We start from the raw sequence: 26863 nt of genomic DNA on the forward strand, positions 1-26863 counted from the left end.
CCCGCAGCAATGGTGATTATCGCACCGGGAGACATCCGTAACGGAGGTATGTATTTATCAACGCGCGAAGCGCGGAGAACCATCAGCGGCGCAGAAAGGCAGAAGGCTGCAATGGCTGCCAAGGCCATAACATTTCTGCTGATGGCCCAACCATAACGGTGGTGCTAAACAGGAGTGCTACAGTCGGACCTGCCGCCAGCCATCGCCAAGCACTAAGCCAGCCTTGAAGTGCGATTACCGTAGCGCGGAATCTATGCGTTCGCCGCGCGCGCAGGTGTTGCAGCCAGTAATATGGGTACAACATCGGTCCCCAGAACCAGATCTTTTTTTGCCGAAACGCAGCGCGATAGGTCGATGGAGCATCGGCGTTCTCGAGATAGGGAATGGGCGAAATATTCTTACCCATTGCCCGCAAGCGGAAACCAAAATTTAAGTCCTCAGTGAGAGTATCTTCGGGCAACCCACCCAACGTTTCGTAGAGCTCAGCCCGAATAAACAAACCGTGACCTACACAATGCGCATTGTAAAACCGCTTTTGAAATTGGAACCCATGAGATTGGTTGAGCAACCGAGGAATTTCATGGCTAAGTGTCCAGAAGCTTTGGTAAAGCGCGTTTGCCTTGGCCAAAATACCATTTAAATCATTGAAGTTTCTTATAAATAGTGCAGATTGTTGAAAGACATCAAATGTATTTTGATTGATAATCTGAGAGTAAACCCAGCGCATTGTCGCCGGGTGAGGGCGAGAATCAGCGTTGTATATTGCGATGTAATCGTCGTCGCCTATCATCCTTGTGCGTCGCATCTCTGTAAAGGCAAAATTAATCTGATGCGCCATTGATCCATTCTGGCGCGGATCATGGACCAAGTGTAGACCTTGCTGCGGATTATGACTAATCATTTCCTGCACAAGGTCATACGTTGACTGACCGGAACCAGGTTTGTAGGGCTCTCTTGCAGTGGTGCAGATGACTATTTTAAGCGAGTGTAGTGATCTCATGTTATTGAGAAAATACGTTATCGTCCCCGGCAAGCGATCACGCTCCAACAATGCCGGGATCACGACAACAATCTTCTTGCCGCATGTAGAACCGTTGGTAGGCGTGCTATCTGATGTATTCTTCGCTGTGGACTGAAGATAAGAGATAGAACGCCATGCACGCAATATATTAATCACGACCACAGTGGATAATAAAATAGTGAGTGTAAAGATCAGTGTGCTCAAGATAGTAATCCCGCAGTGCACAGAGCCTGATTGAACTCAGGGTCTTCCTGCAACCAGATTCTCTGACTTTGTAAATACGTGGGATGAAATGGCATATAGAGAATATTCCAGACGATATTGAGCCGAATGAAAGCGATAAGTTCGGTCAGAGGGGTTGAGGGTATGTAAGCGCTTAGGAAGGTATGAGCCTGACTGGGGCTAAGCGCGGAACTAATGATGAACTGCGAGAGATCCACAAATGGGTGATCAATACGTGCGCTACTCCAGTCGATCAGTCGCAACCGACCATCGAACAACAGCATGTTTCGGTCATGCAGCCCACCATGAACCAAGCAAATTGGGTCTTCTCGTACAGATTCAGCAAAATTCAGAGACTCGAAAAGTCGCTCAGAAACCTTTAGTCCGCGTAGATTAGATATTAGCGGCGCGCAAAGCGCATCCCATATTCGTCGCGGGCAGTAGCGCGATGTGGAGAGTAAATCGTTCTTAAAACCCTCTATATCTAGCTCAGCTACAGGGGCGGTATGCAATATTGATAACAACTGACCAAGTGCGTGAAGATGATCGTTGATCGTCTTATCAATCAGCCTGCCTTCGCGCTCCACTAGAACTAGGCCATCATCGTATTCAACACAACCAAGCGGCTCTTCGATAAGTGCTTGGAACACCGTTCGTGGGAGACACCGGCACAGCGCTTCGCGTTTTATATATGCCGGATCGTAACCCTTGATACAGTGTACTGCTACACCTTGAAAAACGAATGCGTTATGCCCCTGCTGCCGCAGTCGAAAAATTTCCACCACCACTAGCCGTATTCCTTTACTCTTTCTCCGTTATTATTGCACCACTAGCCGTAGCGTTTTCGGAGGCTTAGGTGAGGGAGAGAAGGGAGTTGCTTCCCTTCTCTAATTTGGAACACTTGTATCAATTAGGGTAATTACCGCCCCCGTACTGCCGCCCGAAATCATGCTGTTTACATGAAGTTTGGCGCCGTTTACGACTATGACTTTTGGTCCCTTAATAGTATTCATAGATGGAATACCACCTTTTGGTGTTAATGTAGGCATTCTTCTTCTCCTAATTGTATATTGATGGAAGTATACAATAATAACTGTATGGTAATTATATTTTTTATGTAAAGTGAAAATAATTCGTCTATTATTATAGATGGCAATCAATACAGTATAATTAAAATTATACTCAATACATAAAACACTGCAAATATAACAATGCATTTCGATTGTATACTAAGGTTGTTATGTTTTCGATGATAGAATTGTAGCAATACATCGAGGTTGTTGCACGAATATGCTTCATGCGTTAGCCGTGAGGCGACACCCAAGTGGTCCGGCACAAATCCTATTGGCTCTTATTGCTCGTTAGCCCCCGGTTGTTCAGGATCTTCTTACGGATAAGTAGCTGTTTCAGATAGAATTGTTGTTGCTCCCGACGTGTTGTTCAAAATGCACTGACTGGGGGAGCTATAGAAAGAGTATCCAAAAATAAAAAGTGCTTTTTCAGTCATATCGTGCACTCAGCAAGCTAGTTAAAAATGTCAATTAACCACCGTTATTGTACATGTCCATAACGGCCAAGGGTGCATTGAAAATACTGGGTTTTTGAACCTGTTTTTTGCGAATGTACAAAAGTAATTCAATTATTTTATTTTTGTACATCGACTTGTGTACATGCTGAAACCATAATATAATTAGCAAACACAGTGGGTTAGTTTTAAATTCCTATTGTCGCATCTTATCAATATTTATGTTTTTGGACAAACAGGCTGCAAAAATGATTTTTGGCTATGTTCGTGTCTCTACCGAAGAGCAGAATCTAAGAATGCAAGAGCAAGCTTTGCAGGAGGCTGGCTGCGAAGAAATTCTAGCTGACAGAGGGGTGAGGGGCAATGCTGTTGTCAAACCTCAGCTCGCGCGCCTTCTCGATAAAGCACGAGACGGGGATACCATTGTCGTTTGGCGGCTGGACCGTCTTTCCCGATCCCTGCAAGACCTCCTTGCTTTGATGGAGGATCTGGAGCAGCGTGGTTTGCATCTACACTCCATTAAGGAACAGGTTGATACGAATAGCCCAGGCGGAATGCTCTACTTTCATATGGTGGGAGCATTTGCGCAATTTGAGCGTGACGTAATTCGCGAGCGTACTCGGTCAGGCTTGGAGAGTGCCAAGCTTGCGGGTGTGAAGCTTGGCAGGCCGCAAAAGCTAACCGACGAGCAGTGGCAGGCTTTAAGGCCACACATAACACTTCATCCAGATAACAACGGGAAGTGGCAAGGCATCGCGAAAGCAGCAACGCTAGCTGGGGTCAGCAGATCTTCAATCTACCATCGCCTGCAATTGGAAGCGCAATCACTCAGTGATGACTAATGTGGGTTGCCATCAATGTAGAAGGTAGCTCAGTGACCATACCGGACATTCGACCTGATATAGAACTTCCCCAAGCAGAACGAGCTTTCAACTTTAGGTCGATCTCATTCTGCTTGCTGCTGAGGGCGGAAAGCTAACCTTTACAATGGTTGTAAGACGACAAGCAACCTCCCGCAATCGAACACTCATAGCATCAACAACTCAACGCACTACAAGCTGTTTGAATACACGGTTACCTACGCTTAGTACGAACAAGGCGTGCTTTTGATATTATTGCTGAAAGACTAACCACAAGATCAATACTGCCTGTATCATCAATGCATTGTTTAATGACACGCCCAATCGTTGCGTCATCGAAACCGGAAGTGATTACAATGTCGGTTGCTTTGTCTAGGCCCGGGAAACGCTCAATTATCGCTCTCTGTGAGTAATGATTTTCACTGCGTTGCTTACTGTCGGACTCTCGGTGTTTAACAAATTCAAAACTGTTTTGCTCAATCCTGCGCTTAGCGTGACCACTAGCTGATTTTGACAATAGCGGTTCACGGGGCATTTGATTTTCATTTACAGATGAGTAAATTTTCGCACGCCTCTTTGCTAGCACACTTTGCCCAAAGGGTAGATAAAACCATTGCCAAACCGAGCTTCCAGAAGGATATTCTTTTCATGAACCTCCAACTCACCAATACCGGTAAGTGCGAGCACATCTTTCCACAGAACAACAGCATCTGATTGGTTTGCTGGTGGTTCCCACTCAGAAACATCTGGTAAGAAAAACTTATTGCATCCGCTCCTCGCGCGATATCAGCCATCCGATGGGCTTCCGATTTAAGATAACCGAGGTCTTGAATTTTCCAAGTCGGTTCATGCTTTGTCAAAGCACCCAGAAGTGCTCCAGCCATCGTTGCAATTGTATCGGTATCGCTTTCCAACTCGTTTGCAGACTGGACAAGCGCATCCGTGATATTTTCTGGGGTGTGCAACAGTGAGAGCACTTGAGCTGCTAGTGCCGTTTGAACCCAGATCCCCTAAATTTGTCAGTTAGGCACCCTAGATGACTTAGTAGTTCGTGGTAGTTTGGCGAAGAAGGCGTATTGAAAAACATCTCTACCAGCGAGATGTCATGAAACGCTTCTTCTTGAAACTTCTGAATAGCTTCTTCAAAGCTCTGATGGGATTCTCGTTCCATGATGGCCTCCAGATAGAACCAAGCTCGTTATCTCTGTCGATAATACCGGGCAATTTATCCATGTAGGCAATGAATTGCTTTGCTTCTAAAATTGATGGAATCTCACGATTGACCATTGTTCCCCAAAGGCACAAAGCGTGAAAAACAGCGCCGCAGAAACCATGAGGATGCCCATGTGTAACAATCGAGTCACGCATGACACGAAGGATCATTTCATCAAGAGTACCTTTTGCGCTCCAAACATGAGGCTGAACCCGCATGGCTGCACCGTTGCCGCCAGCCATGGTATATCTTTGGCGATCAGTAGCAAAGAAATTTGAAAACCAATTTACGCCTCGCTTAGACAGGTTTGGCTGCTGCTGCTTTGGAACCAACGCCAGCACCCAAGCAGTACCCTTGCCAAGCAGTCATTTCAATTTTTGCGAAAGCTTCCACGTCAAAAACGCCATTGCCGCGAATAGCTCGGGAAACACAAAGCCTGAGCTGGGTGTCATCTGAATAGGTGCCCGCCGGCAAATCGACCTTAACACCATTTCGTCCTCCTATTAGCCGCAGCCAAGCGATTGGCTCAGAGACGGTCGCTTGGCCTGTTCTATGTTTCACGCCACCTGGGCCTCTAGAAAGTTCAGTCATCCAACCAATCGCATCGCCTGCTGCCGCCCAGAGGGCAGAATTAGTCACCGCGCGCTCGTAGTCAGGCTGACTGTGCAAGGTAACTGGAGCATTTTCGATATGATCTCTCAATTTCCCTGCCCTCCAAACTTCTCAGGTTTGACAAACACTTCAACACCACTGTAGTTGAAATCTCGTAGCAATCCTACCGCCTTATCATGGTGATCATCTTCCTCGACATATACCGCTCTCAAGTGATCTAGACTAAGTCTTTTTGGGTATAAGACTTCTGCCTGTTCACAGGTCGGCAAGTGCGCTCGTCTTGTGCCACGAGAGACACTCCAAGGTCCATTGTATCCTTTGGTTTTTCTATTTACCCTGGGTGCAAACAGTGCTTCAAATCCTACGACATTTTGTCCTCGCTGACAGCAGTCATAGCTATTATTTGTTGTTGCGAACCATACCCCCTCGTGCGTCATCACCTGTGGGTCAAAGGAAAGGATACACCACCAATCCGCATCATCTTTATGCCAGCTTTTGGAAACGTCCAAAATCTACTGTTGATCTCAGAAATTGAAAGATTAACAAACCTGATCCAGTCTTCCGTTTTATCAAAGTAGATAGACTGCTCTGGGCGCTCAGAGGAGTTGAACTTAAGAACGTGTCGGAGCAAATCACTTTCTACCAAAAGTGGGCGAGAAAGCAGATCTTGACTAGCTAGCGCACCCGTTAACCCGCGGTTGGTCGAAAAATGCAAAATCTCCAAAATGTTTCTTTGGTCGATAATCGCTTCTAAACTCAAAGCGCCACACCTTTGTACGTACTCGCCACGAAAAAGTCAGTTAACCTCGACTCTTCCCCAGGTTTAAATCCGACGATTACCTGCTTTCTTGCACGCGCAACAGCAACCGCCAGAAGGCGACGAAGGACTTGAATCTGATCCGTCATCTCCTCATCGCCAAAATGCGTATTTTGTGATTGAAACCGAGAATGATCACATGGTCGTACTCAAGCCCTTTTGCGGAGTGAAATGTCGAAATCGCGACATTGTCGCTGCCTTCAGGCCAGTCAGGGTTCTGTTGCATATTGACAAAGCCAATGCCCGCAGAGTTGAGTTCGTTTTTGATTGTCTTGAACCACTCACCTCCCTCGGGCTTCAAGAATGCAACCGTTTCATTTGCAAGGTCAACATTTGAATGAATGTAATCAATCGCCCAAGCAATCTGCATGGAGTACTTGCCCGAAATCACCTGGGGAAGCGGCCCAGTTGTTTTAGCCGCATTTAGGTCAGGTAAAACACCGTCGGTATCCACAGAAATGCCTTGCAAGATACCAGATGCAAAAGCAGCGATTTCCTTCGTGTTTCGATGGTTTCATGCAGGCGATGAGACCGATTGCCTGTAACATCAATGCCTGCCTCAACCCAGGTAAAGCCTCGCGCATATATTCGTTGTGCGGTGTCGATCACAAACGTTGCAGAATGATCATCGGCCAAATGATGCTTAATTGCTCTAATTTGATTTGCAGAAAAATCTTGACTCTCGTCAACAATGGCAATGTCATATCCAAGGCAGGACACCTCATGGCGCATCTTTATGGCCAGCAGGTTCCAGTCCACCAATTTTTCATCATCAAGATACTGCAAATATGGGTAAACAACCTCGTCGAGAATTTTACGTCTGAGGCCTGCTCCAACACGTGGCTTTACACCACGACCACTGCGCTCCGTGTTTATGTATTTTTCAAGATTATCCGGTTCGAATCTACCAAGAAGATATTCAGCTTCTTGATCAACGTAAGATGCATCTAGGCCACTAAATCCACTTGCCAGTTGTTTAAGCGTAGTACGACAATTTGCTGAAATCTTTGTAACACCAGTATTGTTCATCGCCCACTTTGCAAAGGTGCAAATTTCAATATGGTGACTTTGGTCGATCACTTGAAATTCAGCTAAATCCCGAACATATCCAGCCAACGTTCTGTTAAAGGTGAGCAAAAGAACTCGGACGGGGCTATCATCTTCGACACGATCTTTCCTTGCTCGCAGCATGTTGGCCAACGAAGTCAATCTGAGCAATGCAGTTGTGGTTTTACCACTTCCCGCAGAGCCCCGTATTAGTTCTGCGCCGGACTGGTTTGCGCTAAATAATTTTAGCTGTTCCGATGAAGCCGTAATGCGCCCCAAGTGTTTCATAATCTACCTATGTATATATCGACCTCCCGCAGCTTGCACACTTCATTGCTAAAAGCGAATATATAATTATATTCACTCATGAAAATTTTACGCCTAATATATTGTTGCAGATCAATCGAATGTCATTCCAATCCTGTGTAATGCGTTAACGTCTGTGATGACAGGCAGAAATGCAACATAAAGCAGAGTTGTCTCGAATAGCGGGTTAGGGCGCTCAAGTATTCACAAAGAAATTATTTGGGTATCTGCAAAGGCTACGCCCAAAAAAAAGCGAATTGTCTCAACCCTTGATGGAACCACCTGAGTGGCTGCTTGTGGCCCAATATAACTCGATGCCGATATATTTCTTCCATTTTTGCACCGCAGCGAACGGCAGTAAAGTCCGCATTGCAGACCTCTAGCCGTCGCAAAACTGATCGTTTGTGCAACATGGGGTCGGTTCCGGTATGGGGCAGAATGACACCCTAAGGGTTTTTGCTATGCGCTTCATGGTATTCAGGACGGTATTTTTGTTGATACCGAGATCGCGAGCGATCCAGCGGTAGCTGCGCCCTTCGTTGACAGATTGAATTACGGTCCTTGTTAATCAGTAGTCTGTTCAGGACAATTTGAGCGCCAGTAAAATCAACGTCTTACAAGGTCAAAATCCAAGGGGTTCAATTGAGACAAAAAAGCGGCTATCTACGCTCGGGTTTCCACATCAGACCAATCCTGTGATCGGCAGGTCGCAGAACTGACGGCGTTTGCGCAGCGCGGTGATTATGACGTCATTAGCATCTTCAAAGAAACGGCTTCAGGAATCTCCGAAAACCGGCATGGTTCAAAAACAGCAGTTTTTAGTTAACACCGAGCACACGCCATTCAGCCATGGGGCGGCATTAAATATGCCTCCTTCTTATCCCGCAAGACACAAAAGTGTTCACTTGGTTTGAACCATGCCTAGAAATGGACTAAATTCTCTACGCGTGAGGATGCCATGTAATTGGCATCCTCCTTGCAAAACCATTAGACGACAAAGTTAATGCTGTACTCGCCATAAGAGGTGCTCTCATCCTTCCATTGTTGTTGGGCATTGGCATAGGACGGCATTTCTTCCAAGCGTGAGTGCATATCTTTATTATAGGCTTCAAATAGCTCCTCGTAGGCAACCAATAATCGGTTAACAATGGGATTGTCAGATTTAAAATCTTCATCCCCGTGATCAGCGTGATTTTGATAACCGACCTGAGCTGTTGCTCGTGCCTTCGCCCATTCAAAGGAAGCTTTCTCCTCTGGGCTCGCCTCATTCTCAAGAAAAAGAATATGATCTTTAGATGCTTGTAAATGAGGTTTTAGGCTAGGAACATCTCCGAACATTGCTTGCTGCTCTTGATCGTCCATCGCGGACTTAGCTGCACTCATTTCCTCCGTGGAGAACTGCCCACCTTCATTGCTGGCAATTGCAAAGAAAGTTCTCCGATCAAAATCAAGAGCATCAAACGTTTCTCGTCTGAATGTACCCGTGATGTTGCGGTATTGACTGGAAGTGACACCAGTTTCTTTATAGCGGGCATCCAAAGCAGAGCGAGCATCGGATGCTACTTCTGAAATCGCTTTTGACTTTGGAATATCAGTTGCTTTTTTGTAGGGGAGGCAACCTCAGGTGCTGGTTTGGTCTTTTCTGCTTGTGTACTGGTAGCCTCTTTTGGTGATTTATTCATTGTTTTTGAAAAACTATAAACGCTACTAAATGAGCTTGAAATGACGGACATAATATATCCCCTTGCGTGATGTGTGAAAGTTGCATAAATTATAACATGCACTCTATGTAGTATTGAAATGATTAGTTAGGGAAATTAAATGAAATTTACTAATGATGAAATTGTTTTTACTACAATTAATGTTTGAAAACTCAATATTTGTCAAATTTTAATAGATTGATAAACATCCGATTGCAAGTCAATATTTCTCCAATTCTATTCAAATTACATTGAGGTCTCAAATATAAGCTTAGAGGTTTGGAAATTCAAAACTGGGCTTACTATTAGCTCAAATGGCTCGCTAAATGTTGAATGTATCTAATATATCGAAACGCGGATTCAACTCGCCAGTACAATTTTACCCATGGTAGGCCCAGTGGGCACGAAGTTGCATATTTGGCCATCTTGAAGATCAGATGGAGAACGAATTGCACGGTATTTAGAGTATACCCAAATTCACACTTTCAGTGAACACAGAGTGAGCCCGGTATCTTGTTCATTTTGGGTTAAATTTGTGTTAGTGAACAGAAATGGCTCATGGCATACCCAAAATGAACAAATTTATGTCTCGCATCGGTTACGCTCGCACCTCTACCACCGATCAGAATCTGGAAGCGCAAGTTCTTGCATTGGAAGCAGCTGGGTGTCATCTGATCCGCTCGGAACAGAAGAGCGGGGCTTCTCTCAAAGAGCGTATTGAGTTGCAGACAATCCTGGACTTTATCCATCCGAGCGAAACTCTGGTGGTCACCCGCATTGATCGGCTTGCCCGGTCTATGCATGACCTGCAAGTTATTGCACGGCGCTTGCAAGACAAGGGTGCTCATTTGTTTGCGACTGAGCAGCCTATCGACACCTCAACGGCTGCCGGCAAAGCTTTCTTCGATATGCTCGGTGTCTTTGCAGAGTTCGAAACCAATCTGCGCCGCGAGCGACAAGCAGAAGGCATTGCGGCGGCAAAGACAAGAGGTGCTTACAAAGGCCGCCCGCCACAGATTGATACAAAGAAGATTGAAGTGCGGCTTGCTGCTGGCCAGAGCCCAACGGAGATTGCCCGAGAGCTCGGCGTCTCTCGAGGAACAGTTTACAAGGTAAAGAACCGATGACCAGCCAACGTGAAAAACATGTGCGCATCACACCCCGCCTGAGCGAAACCCTTGAGAAGGAAATGCTGAAAGCCTGTCGTAAAATTGCGGAAACTCATGGGCTGGAAGTTGAGCAAGGTGGGAAGCGTCTCAAATCCAGAGGCGATGCTTTTGAAATGGTGCTGCGGGTAAAGGTTCCGGTGGCAGAGGGCCAGGATGAGGATTTAGACAAAGAACTCTTTGAACTTCTGTGTTCGCGATATGGCTTAAAGAAGGAAAACTACGGCGAGATATTTAGTGATGGGGAAGAGCGTTTCCGCATTGCTGGCCTGGATACTAGGCGTCCCAAATACCCGATCTCAGCGAAACGGATCTCTGATGGGCGACTATTTAAGTTCTCGCCCGAACAGGTTCGCGTGCTGCTTCAATCAATAGCTAAAGTTCGCTGATTGTTCCTCAAGATGGCCAAATATGCAGCTATGTGCCCATAGGGCCAACCAGCGGGCGGCGGTTGGGTAGCCAATCAGCAGCAGCCGACAAGCCAATTAGAATATCAAGAACATGATAGTCGGTTCCATCGATGCCCAGAGCAGGGGCAGCCTTTTTAATCGCGATTGAGACTTCGGCTTTGGTGGTTTCAACAATATCATTTGCCATTGCCAAATTCTGACTGGCGATGATAGCAGGCGTCAGTTTGCGAAACGACGCAACATTACAATTCATAGTCATGGTTTCTCTCATATTTGAGTAAAAACCCGAGACCTTGAAAAAAGGCCGCAAAAAACCTGTCGCATAAATGCGTTTTTTGTCTTGCAGCAATTTTTTGGGGATGCTAGAAAATAAGTGCGAGTTATTTGTTCTAGCATTCCCCTGGTGGCCTCCGGCTTCCGGGGTTTTTGTTATTTAGGGTTTGGCTTTTGCCTGTCTCCAAATATTTCAAATAAAATTCATATTAACTTGCAACGCTAAGCTTGTGCCTATCTCTATTCAAGGCATGCTTGGCTAAATGCACAGATTACTCATGCTGTTAAGCTCAAACCCTCACCTGATGCTTTCCAGAAGTCCCTGCAGCCGCGCACCATCAGGGCTGTCCAGCAACGTCACTTTTTCCTGATTGGCTTTGCCCGGATTGATGATCATGTCGTAGGAACTTGCGACCTGGGTCCCGCCATCGACATTGCTGAACCGCAGAACAGCTCGGGCACGAGGAACTCCATCACTGTAGGACGCGTGCTGTTTTCGCTCATCACTGTTTGGGGTGAGGATCTGCTCCACGACAACCGTAGTGCCGGCACTGCGAGTAACTTTGAAGCCTCTGCTTTTGAACTCTTCAATCACAGCCTTTTTCGCTGCTGGAAGAGGCTTTTGCATCACCACACGGGGCGGCTGTTTTGATGAGACCACAACAGATGTTGTCTGACACGCGGCCAGCATCATGGTAGCGGCAATAATAACAAATATCTTTTTCATTAATGGTTCCATTTCAGAGGTTTATCGGATTTCGATTTGGGTTAATTTGCGAGATTTCTTTCATTGCGTGTTTCATTTTCCCGCCATCAAAACGGGGGAGAGCGCTGTCAAGGATCGGGCCTCTGGTGGGGTTTCTCCCACCGAAGTGCTCTTGCACGCAGGCCGACCTGCAGGAGCGATTAGCGGTTGCAGGTCGTGTCCTTCCTGTGTGAATTTCGGGCCGGAACTGCCGGCGCGAAATTCACACAGGAAGGATGGGGAGGCGGGAGGTCCGAGGAGCGATAGCTCCCTTGTCCTTGACAGCGATCGGGGGCAGCGCCCCACTTTTTTTACGACTATTCATCAAGGTTTCCCTTGCTGAGCAGGCCGAAAACAGATTTGTGTAGATGCAGATCGCCAGCCTGAGCTTTGGCCACACAGCCGCGAACAAACCCACCATATGAGTTGATCGTTGTCTTCGGATCGGTGCTTCTGCGCTCGGCAATCAGGGGTCTGTTCGGGCTGAGTGCGAAATCCTACGCTAAGAGCTTAGGACTCGTTTTCCATAGTCTCTTAGATTTCCATTTGGATCGACGTATCTGTATAGAGTGACTGGTTTCACGCCCAGTTCCTTGCAAAGATCGGCAACAGATGTACCCCGATTTTTCATTGCGGCTTGGGCCATACGAACCTGAGTTTTAGAAAGTGCAAATTTGCGGCCACCTTTTCTGCCTCGTGCTCGGGCAGCGGCTAAGCCGGCCATTGTTCGTTCGCGGATCAAATCGCTTTCAAAGTCTGCCAACGCCGCAAATATACCGAATGATAAGCGGCCTGCTGACGTTGCTGTATCGATCTGCGCACCCGTGCCGGTTAACACCTTAAGGCCCACACCGCGTTTCGACAGATCATTCACAGTGTTGACGAGGTGGTGCAGGCTGCGCCCAAGGCGATCTAATTTCCAAATCACAAGGGTATCGCCTTCTCGCAAGGCTTTTAGGCACGCCTCAAGCTCTGGGCGGGCCTCTTTCTTGCCTGGCGCACGATCTGAATAGCAATTGGCCACGTCAACCCCGTTTAAAATCAGCGCATCGTGTTGCAAGTCAAGCGACTGACTACCATCAGCTTTTGAGATCCGAGCATAGCCGATCAGCATGTTTCACAAACGTACGTTTGTGATACATGACCTTCAGCGTCGCAATTAGCCATTGAACATGTTCCTTTTCGCATATCACAAACAAAGATAAATAATCCCCTGATAGAAAGCAAAAGAAACATGGCACACCGCACCATCTTAACAGAACGCCAACGCGCAACCTTATTCGGCTTGCCCACCGACGAAGCCTCGTTACTTCGCCACTACACATTGGCTGATGATGACCTCGAGTACATTCAAACACGACGTCGGGCCCACAATCGCTTCGGTTTTGCTCTGCAGCTTTGCGCTTTACGTTTTCCAGGACGATTACTTACTCCCGGTGAAGTGATCCCCGAGGAAATATCCCAGTTTCTTGCTGCGCAACTTAATCTGAAGCCCTATGACCTGATGGAGTACGCGGCCCGTGAGGAGACGCGTCATGAACACCTCGCCGCTCTGCGATCAATCTACGGCTACAAAATGTTTTCCGGGCGAGCCGCACGCGAGCTGAAGGTTTGGCTTGCCGGCGAGGCTGAGGTGGCGCACTCCAATGAGGACTTGGTGAAGCGATTCATAAAGGTGTGCCGGCACACGCAAATCATCTTACCAAGTATGACCACGGTTGAGCGCCTATGCGCTGATGCCCTAGTCGCCGCTGAACGGAGGATTGAAACACGTATCGTTGAACGCTTGACTAATGTGATGAAAGAACAGCTTGATGCTCTTCTTACCGAAAACGTAGAGGGTCGGGTCAGTCGGTTTATCTGGCTGCGCCAATTTGAGGTTGGCAAGAACTCGGCGGACATCAACCGGTTGTTGGATAGGCTAGAGTTTCTGCAGGGTGTTGAGTTGCCTCTTGATGTGGTGAGCAGCGTTCCTCCCCATCAGATTACCCGCCTGCGTCGACAGGGTGAACGCTATTTTACAGACGGCTTGCGGGATATTTCCAGTGATCGGAGGCTCGCTATTTTGGCGGTTTGTGTTTTGGAATGGCGTGCTGCCATAGCAGATGCCGTTGTGGAAACCCATGATCGTATTGTGGGCAAAACCTGGCGAGATGCAGCAAGGGTATGTGATTCACAGATCAAGGATGCCAAGGCATCTCTGCGAGAGACTATGCGTTCTTTTGAAGAGTTAGGCGCGGCGTTGCTGGAAGCAAAAGAGGAAAATGCACCACTTGATCCGGCAGTCGCAACCGCTTGTGGATGGCACAACCTCAAAGGCCTTGTCGCCATGGCCGCACAGTTGAACAAAACGATATCGGCAGAACCATTGGCGTATGTCATTCATGGCTATCATCGATTTAGGCGTTATGCGCCGCGAATGCTGCGTGCGTTAGATATCAAGGCGGCATCGGTTGTGGAACCGCTGATGGCTGCGGCCAGTATTATTCAGGAAAATAGAGTCATAGAAGAAAGGCCCATAACCTTTCTGCGACGGAGTTCAAAGTGGCTCCGGCATCTCAAGACCGCTGCCCCTGACACTCACCGCTTGTGGGAAGTGGCTGTGATGTCCCACCTGCGCGATGCCTTTCGGTCTGGCGATATCTGGCTGGCGCACTCTCGGCGCTACGGTGATTTAAAGCAAGCTTTGGTATCGATTGAATCCGCGAAGGCCTCATCCCGCCTGACTGTACCGTTCGATCCTGAGGAGTGGCTGAATGATCGAAAGATACGTATGGCTGACGGGCTAAAACGCTTGGCTATTGCCGCCAAAACGGGTGCCATTCCAGGAGGAAATATTGAGAATGGCATCCTGAAACTAGATCGTTTGTCTGCCGACGTCCCCACTGAGGCAGATGAACTCGTCCTTGATCTCTATCGGCGGCTGCCGGATGTGCGAATTACCGATATGCTGTTGGAAGTGGACAAGGCCACTGGCTTTACAGATGCTTTTACCCATCTGCGCACGGGAGCACCCTGCAAAGACAGGATTGGGCTGCTCAATGTGCTGCTCGCAGAAGGGCTTAATCTTGGCCTCAGCAAAATGGCAGAAGCCACCAACACACATGATTATTTCCAGCTATCGCGCCTATCTCGTTGGCATATAGAAAGTGACGCCATCAATAGGGCACTGGCTATGGTGATAAAAGCACAATCTGCCTTACCCATGGCCCGGTATTGGGGCGCAGGCACAACCGCATCCAGTGATGGCCAGTTCTTCCCAACAACTCGGCAAGGAGAGGCTATGAACCTCATCAACGCGAAGTACGGCAATGAGCCAGGACTGAAAGCCTACACCCATGTATCCAATCAGTTTGGCCCCTTTGCCACCCAAAATATCCCAGCGACTGTGAGTGAAGCGCCGTTCATTCTTGATGGTTTGTTGATGAATGAAACTGGCAGAAACATCAAAGAACAATACGCTGATACCGGCGGGTTCACTGACCATGTCTTTGCAGTCACATCCCTTCTGGGGTATCGGTTTATCCCTCGCATTCGAGATCTGCCATCAAAACGTTTGTATGTATTTGATCCAACCGGCGTTCCTAAAGAATTGAAGGGGTTGATTGGTGGTAAAGTCCGCGAAGGCACAATTGAGGTCAACTGGCCAGACATTTTGCGCAGCGCAGCTACCATGGAGGCTGGGGTCATGCCTCCCAGTAAGCTCCTGCGAAAGTTCGCCGCCCATCCCAGACAGCATGATCTGGCTATCGCCCTTCGTGAAGTGGGACGGGTTGAACGGACACTTTTTATAATTGAATGGGTGCTTGATACAAGTATGCAGCGCCGTGCTCAGATTGGGTTAAACAAAGGTGAATCTCACCACGCCTTAAAGAATGCGCTGAGGATCGGGCGTCAGGGTGAAATCCGTGATCGTACGACAGAAGGTCAACACTACAGAATGGCTGGCCTCAACTTGCTTGCCGCCATCATAATCTATTGGAATACTGACCAGCTTGGTAAGGCCGTTGCACAACGAAAACGTAGGGGCCTGGACTGTTCACCAGAGCTTCTAGCGCACATCTCACCCCTTGGGTGGGCCCACATTCTAATTACAGGCGAGTACAGATGGCCAAAACGCTAATTAAACGCTTAGCGTAGGATCTCACACTCAACCTGAACAGACCCCAGACTAAAATCGTTTCACAAGGCAGTTTCACAAATGCCGCTGAAGCAAGGTTGTTGGGTTCTGGCGTAAATGTTGCTGCATACTCCATTGTAAATAATGGCCAGCTCTCTAGTTTCGATGCGGATCTGGAACTTCGCTCACAAACTTTTTTGAAAAACACTCAGACAATTAGCACCAATGCGGATGCCGTTTTGAACCTTGCCGGAGATTTGGTTAACAGCGGGACCTTGCTGGCTGAGCAAGCTCTGGTGATTGCTGGCCTTGGGCCTAATTCTGCCATTGGCGGCCTGACCAACCAGGCCGGTGGTGAGATCAAAGCCTCCACCGTGACAGCACGGGTGTCCTCGCTCGATAATGAAGGACTGATTGGCGCCGTTAACGGTACGCTTGATCTGAGCAACAACGGTGATCTAACCAACTCTGGGCGTTTGATTGCCAAGGGGGATGCGACACTCAAGGTCGATGGCAAGGTTACCAACAGCGGTGATATCGCCAGTGAAGGTGTGCTGACGCTGAAGAATACGTCTGGCGGTGCCACGGGTACGTTCACGAACACCGCAGAAGCCAAGTTTCGGGCCGCAAGTATTGACGCAACCGTGGCCTCTGTTGCCAATGATGGTCTGATCGGATCGGCAGAAGGTTCTGTGACCCTGACCAGTCAGGCTGGTGTTCAAAACAGAGGCCTGCTGCTAGCCAAGGAAGGCCTGACACTGAGCCTTGCCGGTGACCTGGTTAACAGCGGGACGTTGCTGGCCGAGCAAGCTTTGGTGATTGCAGGTCTTGGCACGGAGACTGCCATTGGCGCGCTGAGCAATGCAGCTGGTGGTGAAATCAAGGCCTCCACCGTGACAGCACGGGTGTCCTCGCTTGATAATGGCGGCCTGATTGGTGCTGTGAGCGGTACGCTTGATCTGACCAACAGCGGTGATCTGATCAATTCAGGCCGTCTTGTTGCCAAGGGAGATGCGACACTCAAGGTCGACGGCAAGGTGACCAACAGTGGTGACATTGCCAGTGAAGGTGCATTGACACTTAAGAATACCTCTGGCGGTGCCACCGGTGCGTTTGTTAACACCGCAGAAGCCAAACTTCGGGCTGCCAGTCTTGATCTTGCGGTTGCCTCTGTTGCCAATGATGGTCTGATCGGATCTGCGGAAGGCTCTGTGATCCTGACCAGTCAGGCTGGTATTCAAAACAGTGGTCAGTTGCTGGCCAAAGAAGGCCTGACACTGAGCCTTGCCGGTGATCTGGTTAACAGCGGAACCTTGCTGGCCGAGCAAGCTTTGGTGATTGCAGGTCTTGGCACGGAGACTGCCATTGGCGCGCTGAGCAATGCAGCTGGTGGTGAAATCAAGGCCTCCACCGTGACAGCACGGGTGTCCTCGCTTGATAATGGCGGCCTGATTGGTGCTGTGAACGGTACGCTTGATCTGACCAACAACGGTGATCTAACCAACTCTGGGCGTTTGATTGCCAAGGGAGATGCGACACTCAAGGTCGACGGCAAGGTGACCAACAGTGGTGACATTGCCAGTGAAGGTGCATTGACACTTAAGAATACCTCTGGCGGTGCCACCGGTGCGTTTGTTAACACCGCAGAAGCCAAGCTTCGGGCCGCAAGTCTTGATCTTGCGGTTGCCTCTGTTGCCAATGATGGTCTGATCGGATCAGCAGAAGGTTCTGTGATCCTGAGCAGCCAGGCTGGTGTTGAAAACAGAGGCCTGCTGCTAGCCAAGGAAGGCCTGAGCCTCACTCTTGTCGGTGACCTGACCAACAGCGGGACGTTGCTGGCCGAGCAGGCTCTGGTGATTGCAGGTCTTGGCACGGAGACTGCCATTGGCGCGCTGAGCAATGCAGCTGGTGGTGAAATCAAGGCCTCCACCGTGACAGCACGGGTGTCCTCGCTTGATAATGGCGGCCTGATTGGTGCTGTGAGCGGTACGCTTGATCTGACCAACAGCGGTGATCTGATCAATTCAGGCCGTCTTGTTGCCAAGGGAGATGCGACACTCAAGGTCGACGGCAAGGTGACCAACAGTGGTGACATTGCCAGTGAAGGTGCATTGACACTTAAGAATACCTCTGGCGGTGCCACCGGTGCGTTTGTTAACACCGCAGAAGCCAAACTTCGGGCTGCCAGTCTTGATCTTGCGGTTGCCTCTGTTGCCAATGACGGTCTGATCGGATCTGCGGAAGGCTCTGTGACCCTGACCAGCCAGGCTGGTGTTCAAAACAGCGGTCAGCTGCTGGCCAAGGAAGGCCTGACACTGAGCCTTGCCGGTGATCTGGTTAACAGCGGGACGTTGCTGGCCGAGCAGGCTCTTGAGATTGCAGGTCTTGGCACGGATACTGCCATTGGCGCGCTGAGCAACCAGGTCGGTGGTGAGATCAAAGCCTCCACCGTGACAGCACGGGTGTCCTCGCTTGATAATGGGGGCCTGATTGGTGCTGTGAACGGAGCTTTGGCACTCACTAACTCTGGTGATCTGATCAACTCAGGCCGTCTGGTTGCCAAGGGGGATGCCACGCTCACAGTCGATGGATCTGTCACCAACAGCGGCGACATTGCCAGTGAAGGTGCGCTCACACTGACCAATGCATCTGGCGGTGCCACCGGTGCGTTTGTTAACACCGCAGAAGCCAAGCTTCGGGCTGCCAGTCTTGATCTTGCGGTTGCCTCTGTTGCCAATGACGGTCTGATCGGATCAGCAGAAGGCTCTGTGACCCTGACCAGCCAGGCTGGTGTTCAAAACAGCGGTCAGCTGCTGGCCAAGGAAGGCCTGACACTGAGCCTTACCGGTGATCTGGATAACAGCGGAACCTTGCTGGCCGAGCAGGCTCTGGTGATTGCAGGTCTTGGCACGGATACTGCCATTGGCGCGCTGAGCAATGCAGCTGGTGGTGAGATCAAAGCCTCCACCGTGACAGCACGGGTGTCCTCGCTTGATAATGGCGGCCTGATTGGTGCTGTGAACGGAGCTTTGGCACTCACCAACTCTGGTGATCTGATCAACTCAGGCCGTCTGGTTGCCAAGGGGGATGCCACGCTCACAGTCGATGGATCTGTCACCAACAGCGGCGACATTGCCAGTGAAGGGGCGCTCACACTGACCAATGCATCTGGCGGTGCCACCGGTGCGTTTGTTAACACCGCAGAAGCCAAGCTTCGGGCTGCCAGTCTTGATCTTGCGGTTGCCTCTGTTGCCAATGATGGTCTGATCGGATCAGCAGAAGGTTCTGTGACCCTGAGCAGCCAGGCTGGTGTTCAAAACAGCGGTCAGCTGCTGGCCAAGGAAGGTCTGACACTGAGCCTTGCCGGTGATCTGGTTAACAGCGGAACCTTGCTGGCCGAGCAGGCTCTGGTGATTGCTGGCCTTGGATCTGAGACTGCCATTGGTGCACTGAGCAATGCAGCTAGCGGAGAGATCAAAGCGTCCACCGTGTCAGCACGGGTGTCCTCACTGGACAATGCCGGCCTGATTGGCGCCGTCAACGGAGCTTTGGCACTCACCAACTCTGGTGATCTGATCAACTCAGGCCGTCTGGTTGCCAAGGGGGATGCCACGCTCACAGTCGATGGATCTGTCACCAACAGCGGCGACATTGCCAGTGAAGGTGCGCTCACACTGACTAATACTTCCGGCGCCGCCACCGGTGTGTTCACCAATACAAAAGATGCCAAGCTTCGGGCTGCCAGTCTTGATCTTGCGGTTGCCTCCGTTGCCAATGACGGCTTGATCGGATCTGCAGAAGGTTCTGTGACCCTGACCAGTCAGGCTGGTATTCAAAACAGTGGTCAGCTGCTAGCCAAGGAAGGCCTGACACTCAGCCTTGCCGGTGACCTGACCAACAGCGGGACGTTGCTGGCCGAGCAGGCTCTTGAGATTGCAGGTCTTGGCCCTGAGACTGCCATTGGCGCGCTGAGCAATGCAGCTGGTGGTGAAATCAAAGCTTCCACCGTGACAGCACGGGTGTCCTCGCTTGATAATGGCGGCCTGATTGGTGCCGTCAACGGTTCGCTTGATCTGACCAACTCTGGTGATCTGATCAACTCAGGCCGTCTGGTTGCCAAGGGAGATGCGACACTCACAGTCGATGGATCTGTCACCAACAGTGGTGACATTGCCAGTGAAGGTGCATTGACACTTAAGAATACCTCTGGCGGTGCCACCGGTGCGTTTACCAATGCGTCTGAGGCCAAGCTTATCGGAGGGACGGCTAATCTAAGGATAAGATCTCTCGATAATGATGGGCTTTTAGGAGCACGCGCAGGTACCCTCTCCCTTCATTTAAATGGTGATTTTGAAAATAGTGGGAAGCTTGCCTCTACGGGGAGTATCTCACTTAAAACGGATGGTTCTGTAGAGAACTCCGGGAAGTTGCTAAGTGATCAAATCATAAGAATTCAAGGAGCGAGCAACGCGGAAGTAGCTCAGTTCCACAATAAGAGTGGTGGTGAAATTAAGTCACAAGGCTTGGAGAGCACCTCATCAAGCTTCAGCAATGCCGGTACCATTCAGGTGGGGGCTGCCGGTATCGCAATAAACAGCGTTTCGAGCTGGACAAATACAGCTGAGATTGAGACTTCCGGAGGGCTTGTTATTGCATCTGATGGAAATATTGCAAACCAGGGTGATGGTACACTCAAATCTGATGGAATTTTGACACTAACAGGCCATACAGGCACGAATGCTAAGGCGGTTTTCAATGAAGCAGATGCATTGGTCAGTGGTGCAGGTGGCGTTGTCCTTAATGCAGAGAACTTCACAAATGAGGGTCGCGTAGGCTCCCAGGATGGTGATGTAGATATCGCATTGACGGAGAACCTTGCAAACGGCGGGCTGATCTATGCCGGGCAAGATGTCACCGCAAAAGTGAATGGAGAAATCCGTAATACGGGCGGAGACATTCTTGCTGAAGAGAACATCCGTTTGGTCGGGCTTGATAAGGTCAGAGCCGGATCGTTGATCAATGAAACTGGTGGAGTGATTGAAGCTGTAGCGGGTGATTTGAGAATTGATGCTGATCTAATCAAAAACCTGACTGATAAACCAGTCGTTACGCAGAAAGTTTATGCTCCAGTCGAGGAAACCGAAGGAAATCCGGATACTCGGCCCGGTTTAAGTGGTGGCCGTACCAACATTTGGATTGTTCGAACGATTAAGAAAACCGTCGATGAAATAGCTAGCCTACCAGCAGTTTCGCGTTTGCTATCTGGACGTGATTTTGTAGCTTCTGCAAACAGTTTTGAAAACGCGTATGGTCAGGTTGCCGCTAATAATAACGTAAGCATAAGTTCGGGAAGCCTTACAAATACAGCACAAGATCTAATCGAGGCTGTAACTGTAGATACAGTTGAGCGTCACACTTGGGCAGTAAAGAAAAAATGGGGTGGCAAGAAGTGGAAGAAGAAATATCTAGAATATTCTGACACCACAACAAAAACCTTAGGAGCCAGCTTCGGAACGATTGAAGCTGGCAATAATCTGACAATTGACGTCGAGGGTTTCGTAAAAAATGAGGCCATCAGAGAAAATGCCGGGCAAGTCGGCCTTTCTTCAGGTAACCGGAAAATTGCTGAGAGCGTAGATGCCCCGAGCAATGCGGTAGACGTTGAGTCTGTTGCGATTGGAGGACCTGCAAATTCCAAGGTCTCTACTGATGCTAACGTATCGGGTACGAATGTTGATTTACGCGCAGGTACCAACCTTACGACTGCAACCGCGAATGTTGGCACAACGTCTAAAAATGTTACCGCAAAAGCAAATGTTAAAACATCAGCTGAAACAGGTAGCACCTCAACGGATGTGAAGACTAAGGTTGAGACAAAAAACACTTCAGCTGTGGTCTCAACGCAGCCTGACGAGAAAATCGAAGCCAAAAACAATCAAGACAAGGTTGTGACTGAAACGGATCTGTCAGAGGTAGAAAAGCAAACTCCACCGGAAAAGCAAATCGTAGACGACATTAAAAATCTACAAAATCGCAAGCACCTGTTCGTCTCCAATAAAGATCCTGATGCGCCCTATAAGATTGAAACACGATCTGATTTCATTGACCCGGGCAAGTATCTCGGCTCAGATTATTTCCTGAAAAAAGTGGGCCTTGATAAGCCAGGATCACAACAAAAGCGCTTGGGTGATGGTTTTGTTGAAACAAAACTTATCCGGGATCAGATTTTTGAGCTAACCGGCAAACGCTACCTCAAAGATGAGGCGGATGAACGTACGCAGTTGGAGCAACTTTACAACAGTGCTGCAACTGAAAAAGAGCGCCTTCACCTCACAGTTGGCACGTCGTTATCGCCGGACATGGTCGCTAGCCTTACAGAAGATATTGTCTGGCTTGAGCGTCAATTGGTTGATGGGGAAGAAGTTCTCGTCCCTCGTGTTTATTTGGCATCAGCGCCGCAGCCGACGTCCAGTGCACGCCTTACTGGTAAGAATGTCAGCATCGCATCGGGAAGCTTGACCAACAGTGGTGACATTGTTGCTTCTGCTGACTTGGAAATTGAAGGCACTGGCTCTGTTAAAAACGTTGGGGGTCGTTTGCTGTCTGGAGAGCAACTCTCAATCACAGCGGGTGATGTCTTCAGTAACCTGTCTGGGTCTGTTCAGGGTACCGACATCACGATCACTGCAGAAAGCCTCATTAACGAGACTTTGACGACCCGAGATTTGAGCAGCCAAGGCTATGCTGATCGGCTTCAATCAAAAGCAGAGATCTCAGCGCTTGGCAATTTAAAGATCAATACTACCGGGGATATTACCTCCCTTGGAGGGCTGCTCTCTGCAGGTGTTGATCTGAATCTCACTGCAGGTGGCGACGTAAAGCTTGCCGGCATTGGTCTGGAGCGTAATCGTGAGACTTACTTTAAGGGTGGTCATGATAAAGCCTACAGCCTTACCCATGAACTTGCTGAGGTTAGTGCGGGATCTAACCTGTCAATTTCTGCGGCCAATGATATTGGGTTTGAAGGTGTCGACCTTAGCTCCGGTGGTGATGCAAACTTAACAGCTGGCAATGATGTCACCATTGCAGCCGTAACTGACATCAACGAGACCGACTTCAAACTGAAGATTAAGGGAAGCGGGATCTTTGGCGGTGGCCTGAACCAAAAGAATTACTCCTATCAGGAGACAATAGTTGGTTCCACTTTGGATGTCGAAAACGACCTCAATATTACCTCTGGTCAGGACAGCAACATCCTTGCCTCCACTCTGGCGGCTGGCGACAATCTATCAGTCGACGCAGGTGGTGCCTTAAATGTTGAAGGGCTAAGTGGGGACACAACCTCCCAGAATTATGAGAAATCAACGGGTTTCCTTTCGAAGAAGAGCCACACACGTAATGTGTCCAGCGAAAACTATACCACGTCCTCGCTCATTGCGGGTAATGACCTGATTTTAGATGCTGAGAAAGACCTTACAATAACGGCGTCATCTGTCGTCGGCGGTGGAGATGTTTCTCTCTCTGGTGAGAACGTCTCGCTTGAAACCTCAGAAACGCAAAGTTCTGTTTTTGATCAAAAGAAGAAAAGTGGTTTCTTTGCCGGCGGTGCTGACGGTGGCTTTGGTTTCTCAGTGGGATATCGCTCCCAAAAAGATAAAACCGATCAAAACGGCACCACGCGCATTGTCTCCAACGTGAATGCTGGCAAGTCTCTCACAATCACCGCTGACAATGACATCACGTCAGAAGCGGCATTACTAACAGCAGAAGAAGATATAACGCTGGAGGCTGGCAATGATGTCAAACTCACGTCAACGAGCGAAACGCAGAACTACAATGAGAGTCACAAGCTAGATGAAATCGCGCTCACGGTTGCCATAAGGGAGAACGTCAGCAGAAACGTTGAAGCGCTCATTAACGCGCCGCAGGAGGCGACAAAAGGTAAAGGGAATGGCTTCAATAAGGCTGTAACTGCGGCCTCAGCCGCCCTCAAGGCAGCGGAAGCAGCACAAGCTTTGGTGACCGGTCCGCTCATTTCCAACGAAATCGGTATTGGAGTTAGCTCGAAAAAATCACGCTTTACGAGTGAAACAGTAAGTGAGCGTGTCGGGCAGGTTAATGCTGGCCAGGATCTAATCGTTAAAGCTGGTCAGGATATTATCTCTGAAGGTACTCAGATGTCCGCCGAGCGTGATGTAACGCTGGAAGCTGGCCGTGACATCACTCTTGAGGCCGCTGAAACTGAGACGTCTTCCAGCAATAAATCGTCAGAACGCTCCGCTGGGATTAAGGCAACTGTTGGTGTTGGTCTTACCGGTGTTTCTGCAGGTGTCTCAGGCACTGTTTCGGGACAAAACAGCAAGGGTCATAACTCCTCCAACACCAAGACGAACGCTCTGGTTCAAGCGGGTGAGACTGTCACTTTAATTTCCGGAGAAGATACCGCCTTGAAAGGCGCTCGTGTTCTTGGGGAAACCATTACCGCAGACATTGGTGGTGATCTGAACATCGAAAGTCTGCAGGACACAGCCTCTGGTAAAAATAAAACCCGCGGCGGTTCTGCGGGTGTGAGCATCAGTTCAAACAGCGTCAGCGTAAACGGCAGCATCAATCTGGCCGACGGCAGCTCGTCAAAGGCCTGGGTCGGCGAACAGACAGGCCTTTACGGGAAAGAAAAAGTTGATGTTCGGGTTGAAAGCAACACCGATCTTAAGGGCGGCGTTATCAACTCGGAAAGCGGAGATCTGAAGCTTGATACGGGCACGCTGACGTTCTCGGATATCCAGGATCACGACAAATCCAGCCAGACCAGCGTGAGCGTCTCCGCAAGCCTTTCCATGACCACGGAAGGCGATAATGCTCTTCAGGAAACGTTGGGTGATGTACAGGATGCAGGACAGGATGTGGTTGATAAGGTTGATCAACCCACGGAAGCAGAACTGAAGCAACGTGAGGCAAAAGCCGATCCTGGTCAGGTGTCTCCGGGTGGATCCGTTGAAGGCTCCTACGGCAGTAAAGACAAAGAGCAAATCACCCGTGCCACCGTTGGCGAAGGTGAGATCATCATCCGCGATGAGGACAAGCAACAGGAGCTGGAAGACAGCGGTGAGACTGAGAATGTCGCCGAACTGAACCGTGACATTGATGCAGCGCAGGAAGTCACCAAAGACGAAGAAGAGTATGTTGGCGTTTATGTAAGTGATACGGCTGTGAGGGCCGCGATTGAAGCGGGTGCAAAGGTTGCTGAAGTTGCTGAGCTTATCATCGATAAGATGCTTGAAGATGACAAAATTCCAGAAGCAGACAAATCGGCTGTAGAGGAAATAAAAAAACATCTCGATGACCCGGAAGTAGTAGCACAGCTTCAAGCCTGTCAGGCTTCGGGCCAGTCCGCAAGCTTTAGTCTTTGGGATCTGATTATCCCGAAAGCACATGCGATTGCTCCGGTCTTGGCTTTTTGTGGGGGGCTCCTTGCGGAAGGCGGCGCTGTTCTCGGAGGTGTGGGAATTAGCGCAGAAACCGTTGCACTTCTTCTTGCAGCCGTAACTGGAGGAACAATTGCATATGATAAAATCAAAGATGAACAAGAAAAGGCAGCTACTACTACATCAGCTTTGGCATTAGCTTTTGTCGTCTTGAATAGGGATCGCGCGGCTGACGATGACATATATGAGGAGATAAAAGCAGAAGGCGGAAAGCTGATTACCATTAGTGGTGTTGGGAATGAATTAATTCGTAATATTATTATTACTTACCCAACTGGTGAAGAGGTTAGTCTACGGGTATTTGTTACTCCTGAAGATAAGGGCTTTGTCGTTGATCAGGGTTTCGTCAACGGCGAAAGAATGCCGGAGACGATGCTCGAAGGAATGGCCGCCGATCTTTCTGGAAACGGATTTAATGTCCTTTACAAAACTGACACAAATAGTGATATACCCACTATTGGAGGTCATAGACCAAAGAACTATACGTGGGCGGGGAGAACTCATCCTTCTGGCCTAGAATTTGATAAACAAGGCTTCCCGAAGTTCGAGCCCCACACTGAAACCAAGGTACAAGCGGAAAACTTGACGGGTGTCTATGCAAAAGACGAGAAAATAGCAAACCGAGCCGCTGGTTTTGACAAGACGCCCGACGGTTATGTTTGGCATCATCACCAAGATGGAAAATCTTTGCTATTAGTTCCTAAGAACTTGCACAATTCTTGTAGACATACTGGGGGATGTGCTGTGATTAGAAATGGAGGGAGTTTTGACTAATGTATAAACAATTAATCATATCTGCTGAGAAAACCACAAAGGCAATAGTCTCGCTTGCAGAAGAAAAAAACGCGGTAAAATTTTCGGGATCTTTTATAAGTTTTTGCCTTGAAAATGATGGAGCAAAGTTTAAAGACGCTGAAATAGAAACTGGATCATCCCAAGCTCGGCAATGTTGCTATGGTATACGGGAATTTATTCCGATTAAGAAAATCGGCGACTTGGATGTTGAAAGTTGGGACCCAGAACTAATTGCATTCGCAGAGGCTTCCGGCGGGAATTATTTCGTTTTTAAAAAACCGGATATGACTTCAGTGTTTTTCTGGGACCATGAGACAAATTTATTAGAATTGGTTTCAAAGAGTTTTGAAGAATTTTTGGATGGTATAACAAAGGCAGATTACAGTGACTTACCTGAGCCAGAAAATCTTAAAGTTTGGGTGAACCCAGCTTTTTTGAAAAAACAGAAAGATATGGGGAACGCTTAAACGTAACCGTCTGCTCACGGCGCCAGGGTTTGGGCTTGACGCTGTGATATTGCGTACGGCTTCCAGTTCTATGGCATGA

22 protein-coding genes are annotated in these 26863 nt (G+C 48.9%); 7 read left to right on the forward strand and 15 right to left on the reverse strand.

From position 1 onward, the window contains the following. Positions 1–82: 82 nt before the first annotated feature. The 3 genes from BLS62_RS03455 to BLS62_RS30975 all read right to left on the reverse strand — a co-directional run bounded on the left by BLS62_RS03455 (position 83) and on the right by BLS62_RS30975 (position 2292). The gene (locus tag BLS62_RS03455; protein ID WP_159436473.1) at positions 83–1225 is read right to left on the reverse strand and encodes a glycosyltransferase family 2 protein; all 1143 of its coding nucleotides are present in this window, start codon (positions 1223–1225) and stop codon (positions 83–85) included. Further along, complete coding sequence (locus BLS62_RS03460) at positions 1222–2031, reverse strand: phosphotransferase (protein WP_159436474.1); 810 nt, start codon at positions 2029–2031, stop codon at positions 1222–1224. Before BLS62_RS03460 ends, BLS62_RS03455 begins: the two co-directional genes overlap by 4 nt. Before the next feature lie 99 nt (positions 2032–2130). Next, positions 2131–2292, reverse strand: a complete 162-nt coding sequence (locus BLS62_RS30975; protein ID WP_159436475.1) for a hypothetical protein — start codon at positions 2290–2292, stop codon at positions 2131–2133. A 724-nt stretch (positions 2293–3016) separates the two neighbouring features. Here BLS62_RS30975 and BLS62_RS03465 point away from each other — a divergent pair. Beyond that, a complete protein-coding gene (locus BLS62_RS03465; protein ID WP_093177227.1) occupies positions 3017–3610 on the forward strand; it encodes a recombinase family protein in 594 nt (197 codons plus the stop codon). 560 nt (positions 3611–4170) lie between these two features. On the opposite strand, the gene BLS62_RS32535 is transcribed toward BLS62_RS03465, so the two are convergent. The 7 genes from BLS62_RS32535 to BLS62_RS31260 form a co-directional block, all read right to left on the reverse strand. After that, the gene (locus tag BLS62_RS32535; RefSeq protein WP_093177111.1) at positions 4171–4605 is read right to left on the reverse strand and encodes an ADP-ribosylglycohydrolase family protein; all 435 of its coding nucleotides are present in this window, start codon (positions 4603–4605) and stop codon (positions 4171–4173) included. A 112-nt stretch (positions 4606–4717) separates the two neighbouring features. Then, on the reverse strand, positions 4718–5182 hold the full coding sequence (locus BLS62_RS32540; RefSeq protein WP_159436476.1) for an ADP-ribosylglycohydrolase family protein: 465 nt from the start codon (positions 5180–5182) through the stop codon (positions 4718–4720). Then, positions 5139–5543: an ADP-ribosylglycohydrolase family protein gene (locus tag BLS62_RS32545; RefSeq protein WP_093177118.1), complete on the reverse strand. Its 405-nt coding sequence runs from the start codon at positions 5541–5543 to the stop codon at positions 5139–5141. Before BLS62_RS32545 ends, BLS62_RS32540 begins: the two co-directional genes overlap by 44 nt. Before the next feature lie 346 nt (positions 5544–5889). Next, a complete protein-coding gene (locus BLS62_RS31245) occupies positions 5890–6213 on the reverse strand; it encodes a hypothetical protein (protein WP_143521496.1) in 324 nt (107 codons plus the stop codon). Continuing rightward, a complete protein-coding gene (locus BLS62_RS31250) occupies positions 6210–6359 on the reverse strand; it encodes a hypothetical protein (RefSeq protein WP_200798450.1) in 150 nt (49 codons plus the stop codon). The genes BLS62_RS31245 and BLS62_RS31250 overlap by 4 nt, the downstream gene beginning before the upstream one ends. Beyond that, positions 6356–6640 carry a 3'-5' exonuclease gene (locus BLS62_RS31255; protein ID WP_200798451.1) on the reverse strand — a complete coding sequence of 95 codons (285 nt, stop codon included), beginning with the start codon at positions 6638–6640 and terminating at the stop codon, positions 6356–6358. The genes BLS62_RS31250 and BLS62_RS31255 overlap by 4 nt, the downstream gene beginning before the upstream one ends. A 53-nt stretch (positions 6641–6693) precedes the next feature. Further along, positions 6694–7605 carry a UvrD-helicase domain-containing protein gene (locus BLS62_RS31260; RefSeq protein ID WP_200798452.1) on the reverse strand — a complete coding sequence of 304 codons (912 nt, stop codon included), beginning with the start codon at positions 7603–7605 and terminating at the stop codon, positions 6694–6696. 679 nt (positions 7606–8284) lie between these two features. On the opposite strand from BLS62_RS31260, the gene BLS62_RS03505 reads away from it, so the two are divergent. Continuing rightward, a complete protein-coding gene (locus BLS62_RS03505) occupies positions 8285–8449 on the forward strand; it encodes a recombinase family protein (RefSeq protein WP_093177229.1) in 165 nt (54 codons plus the stop codon). A 161-nt stretch (positions 8450–8610) separates the two neighbouring features. On the opposite strand, the gene BLS62_RS03510 is transcribed toward BLS62_RS03505, so the two are convergent. Both BLS62_RS03510 and BLS62_RS30980 read right to left on the reverse strand, forming a co-directional pair. Beyond that, complete coding sequence (locus BLS62_RS03510; RefSeq protein ID WP_093177123.1) at positions 8611–9162, reverse strand: hypothetical protein; 552 nt, start codon at positions 9160–9162, stop codon at positions 8611–8613. A 20-nt stretch (positions 9163–9182) separates the two neighbouring features. After that, entirely contained in the window at positions 9183–9356 is a 174-nt protein-coding gene (locus BLS62_RS30980) for a hypothetical protein (RefSeq protein WP_159436478.1), read from the reverse strand. A 551-nt stretch (positions 9357–9907) separates the two neighbouring features. Here BLS62_RS30980 and BLS62_RS03515 point away from each other — a divergent pair. Together BLS62_RS03515 and BLS62_RS03520 are read left to right on the forward strand one after the other, a co-directional pair. Further along, entirely contained in the window at positions 9908–10450 is a 543-nt protein-coding gene (locus BLS62_RS03515; protein ID WP_093177232.1) for a recombinase family protein, read from the forward strand. Continuing rightward, positions 10447–10878 (forward strand): hypothetical protein, encoded by a 432-nt coding sequence (locus tag BLS62_RS03520; protein ID WP_093177126.1) that lies wholly within the window; start codon positions 10447–10449, stop codon positions 10876–10878. Before BLS62_RS03515 ends, BLS62_RS03520 begins: the two co-directional genes overlap by 4 nt. Positions 10879–10906: 28 nt before the next feature. Here BLS62_RS03520 and BLS62_RS03525 read toward each other — a convergent pair whose 3' ends face one another. The 3 genes from BLS62_RS03525 to BLS62_RS03535 form a co-directional block, all read right to left on the reverse strand. Next, complete coding sequence (locus tag BLS62_RS03525) at positions 10907–11158, reverse strand: helix-turn-helix domain-containing protein (RefSeq protein WP_093177129.1); 252 nt, start codon at positions 11156–11158, stop codon at positions 10907–10909. A 312-nt stretch (positions 11159–11470) separates the two neighbouring features. Then, the gene (locus BLS62_RS03530) at positions 11471–11899 is read right to left on the reverse strand and encodes a putative periplasmic lipoprotein (protein ID WP_093177132.1); all 429 of its coding nucleotides are present in this window, start codon (positions 11897–11899) and stop codon (positions 11471–11473) included. Positions 11900–12419: 520 nt separating this feature from the next. After that, positions 12420–13031: a recombinase family protein gene (locus tag BLS62_RS03535; RefSeq protein WP_093177134.1), complete on the reverse strand. Its 612-nt coding sequence runs from the start codon at positions 13029–13031 to the stop codon at positions 12420–12422. 120 nt (positions 13032–13151) lie between these two features. On the opposite strand from BLS62_RS03535, the gene BLS62_RS03540 reads away from it, so the two are divergent. From BLS62_RS03540 to BLS62_RS03550, 3 genes are all read left to right on the forward strand, one after another. Further along, entirely contained in the window at positions 13152–16040 is a 2889-nt protein-coding gene (locus BLS62_RS03540; protein WP_093177137.1) for a Tn3 family transposase, read from the forward strand. A gap of 98 nt (positions 16041–16138) precedes the next feature. Next, entirely contained in the window at positions 16139–26296 is a 10158-nt protein-coding gene (locus BLS62_RS03545; protein WP_093177140.1) for a hemagglutinin repeat-containing protein, read from the forward strand. Next, complete coding sequence (locus BLS62_RS03550; RefSeq protein ID WP_093177142.1) at positions 26296–26784, forward strand: SMI1/KNR4 family protein; 489 nt, start codon at positions 26296–26298, stop codon at positions 26782–26784. Before BLS62_RS03545 ends, BLS62_RS03550 begins: the two co-directional genes overlap by 1 nt. The last annotated feature ends 79 nt before the right edge of the window (positions 26785–26863 follow it).

Origin of the sequence: Pseudovibrio sp. Tun.PSC04-5.I4 (genome assembly GCF_900104145.1) — a bacterium.
Classification (GTDB): Bacteria; Pseudomonadota; Alphaproteobacteria; order Rhizobiales; family Stappiaceae; genus Pseudovibrio.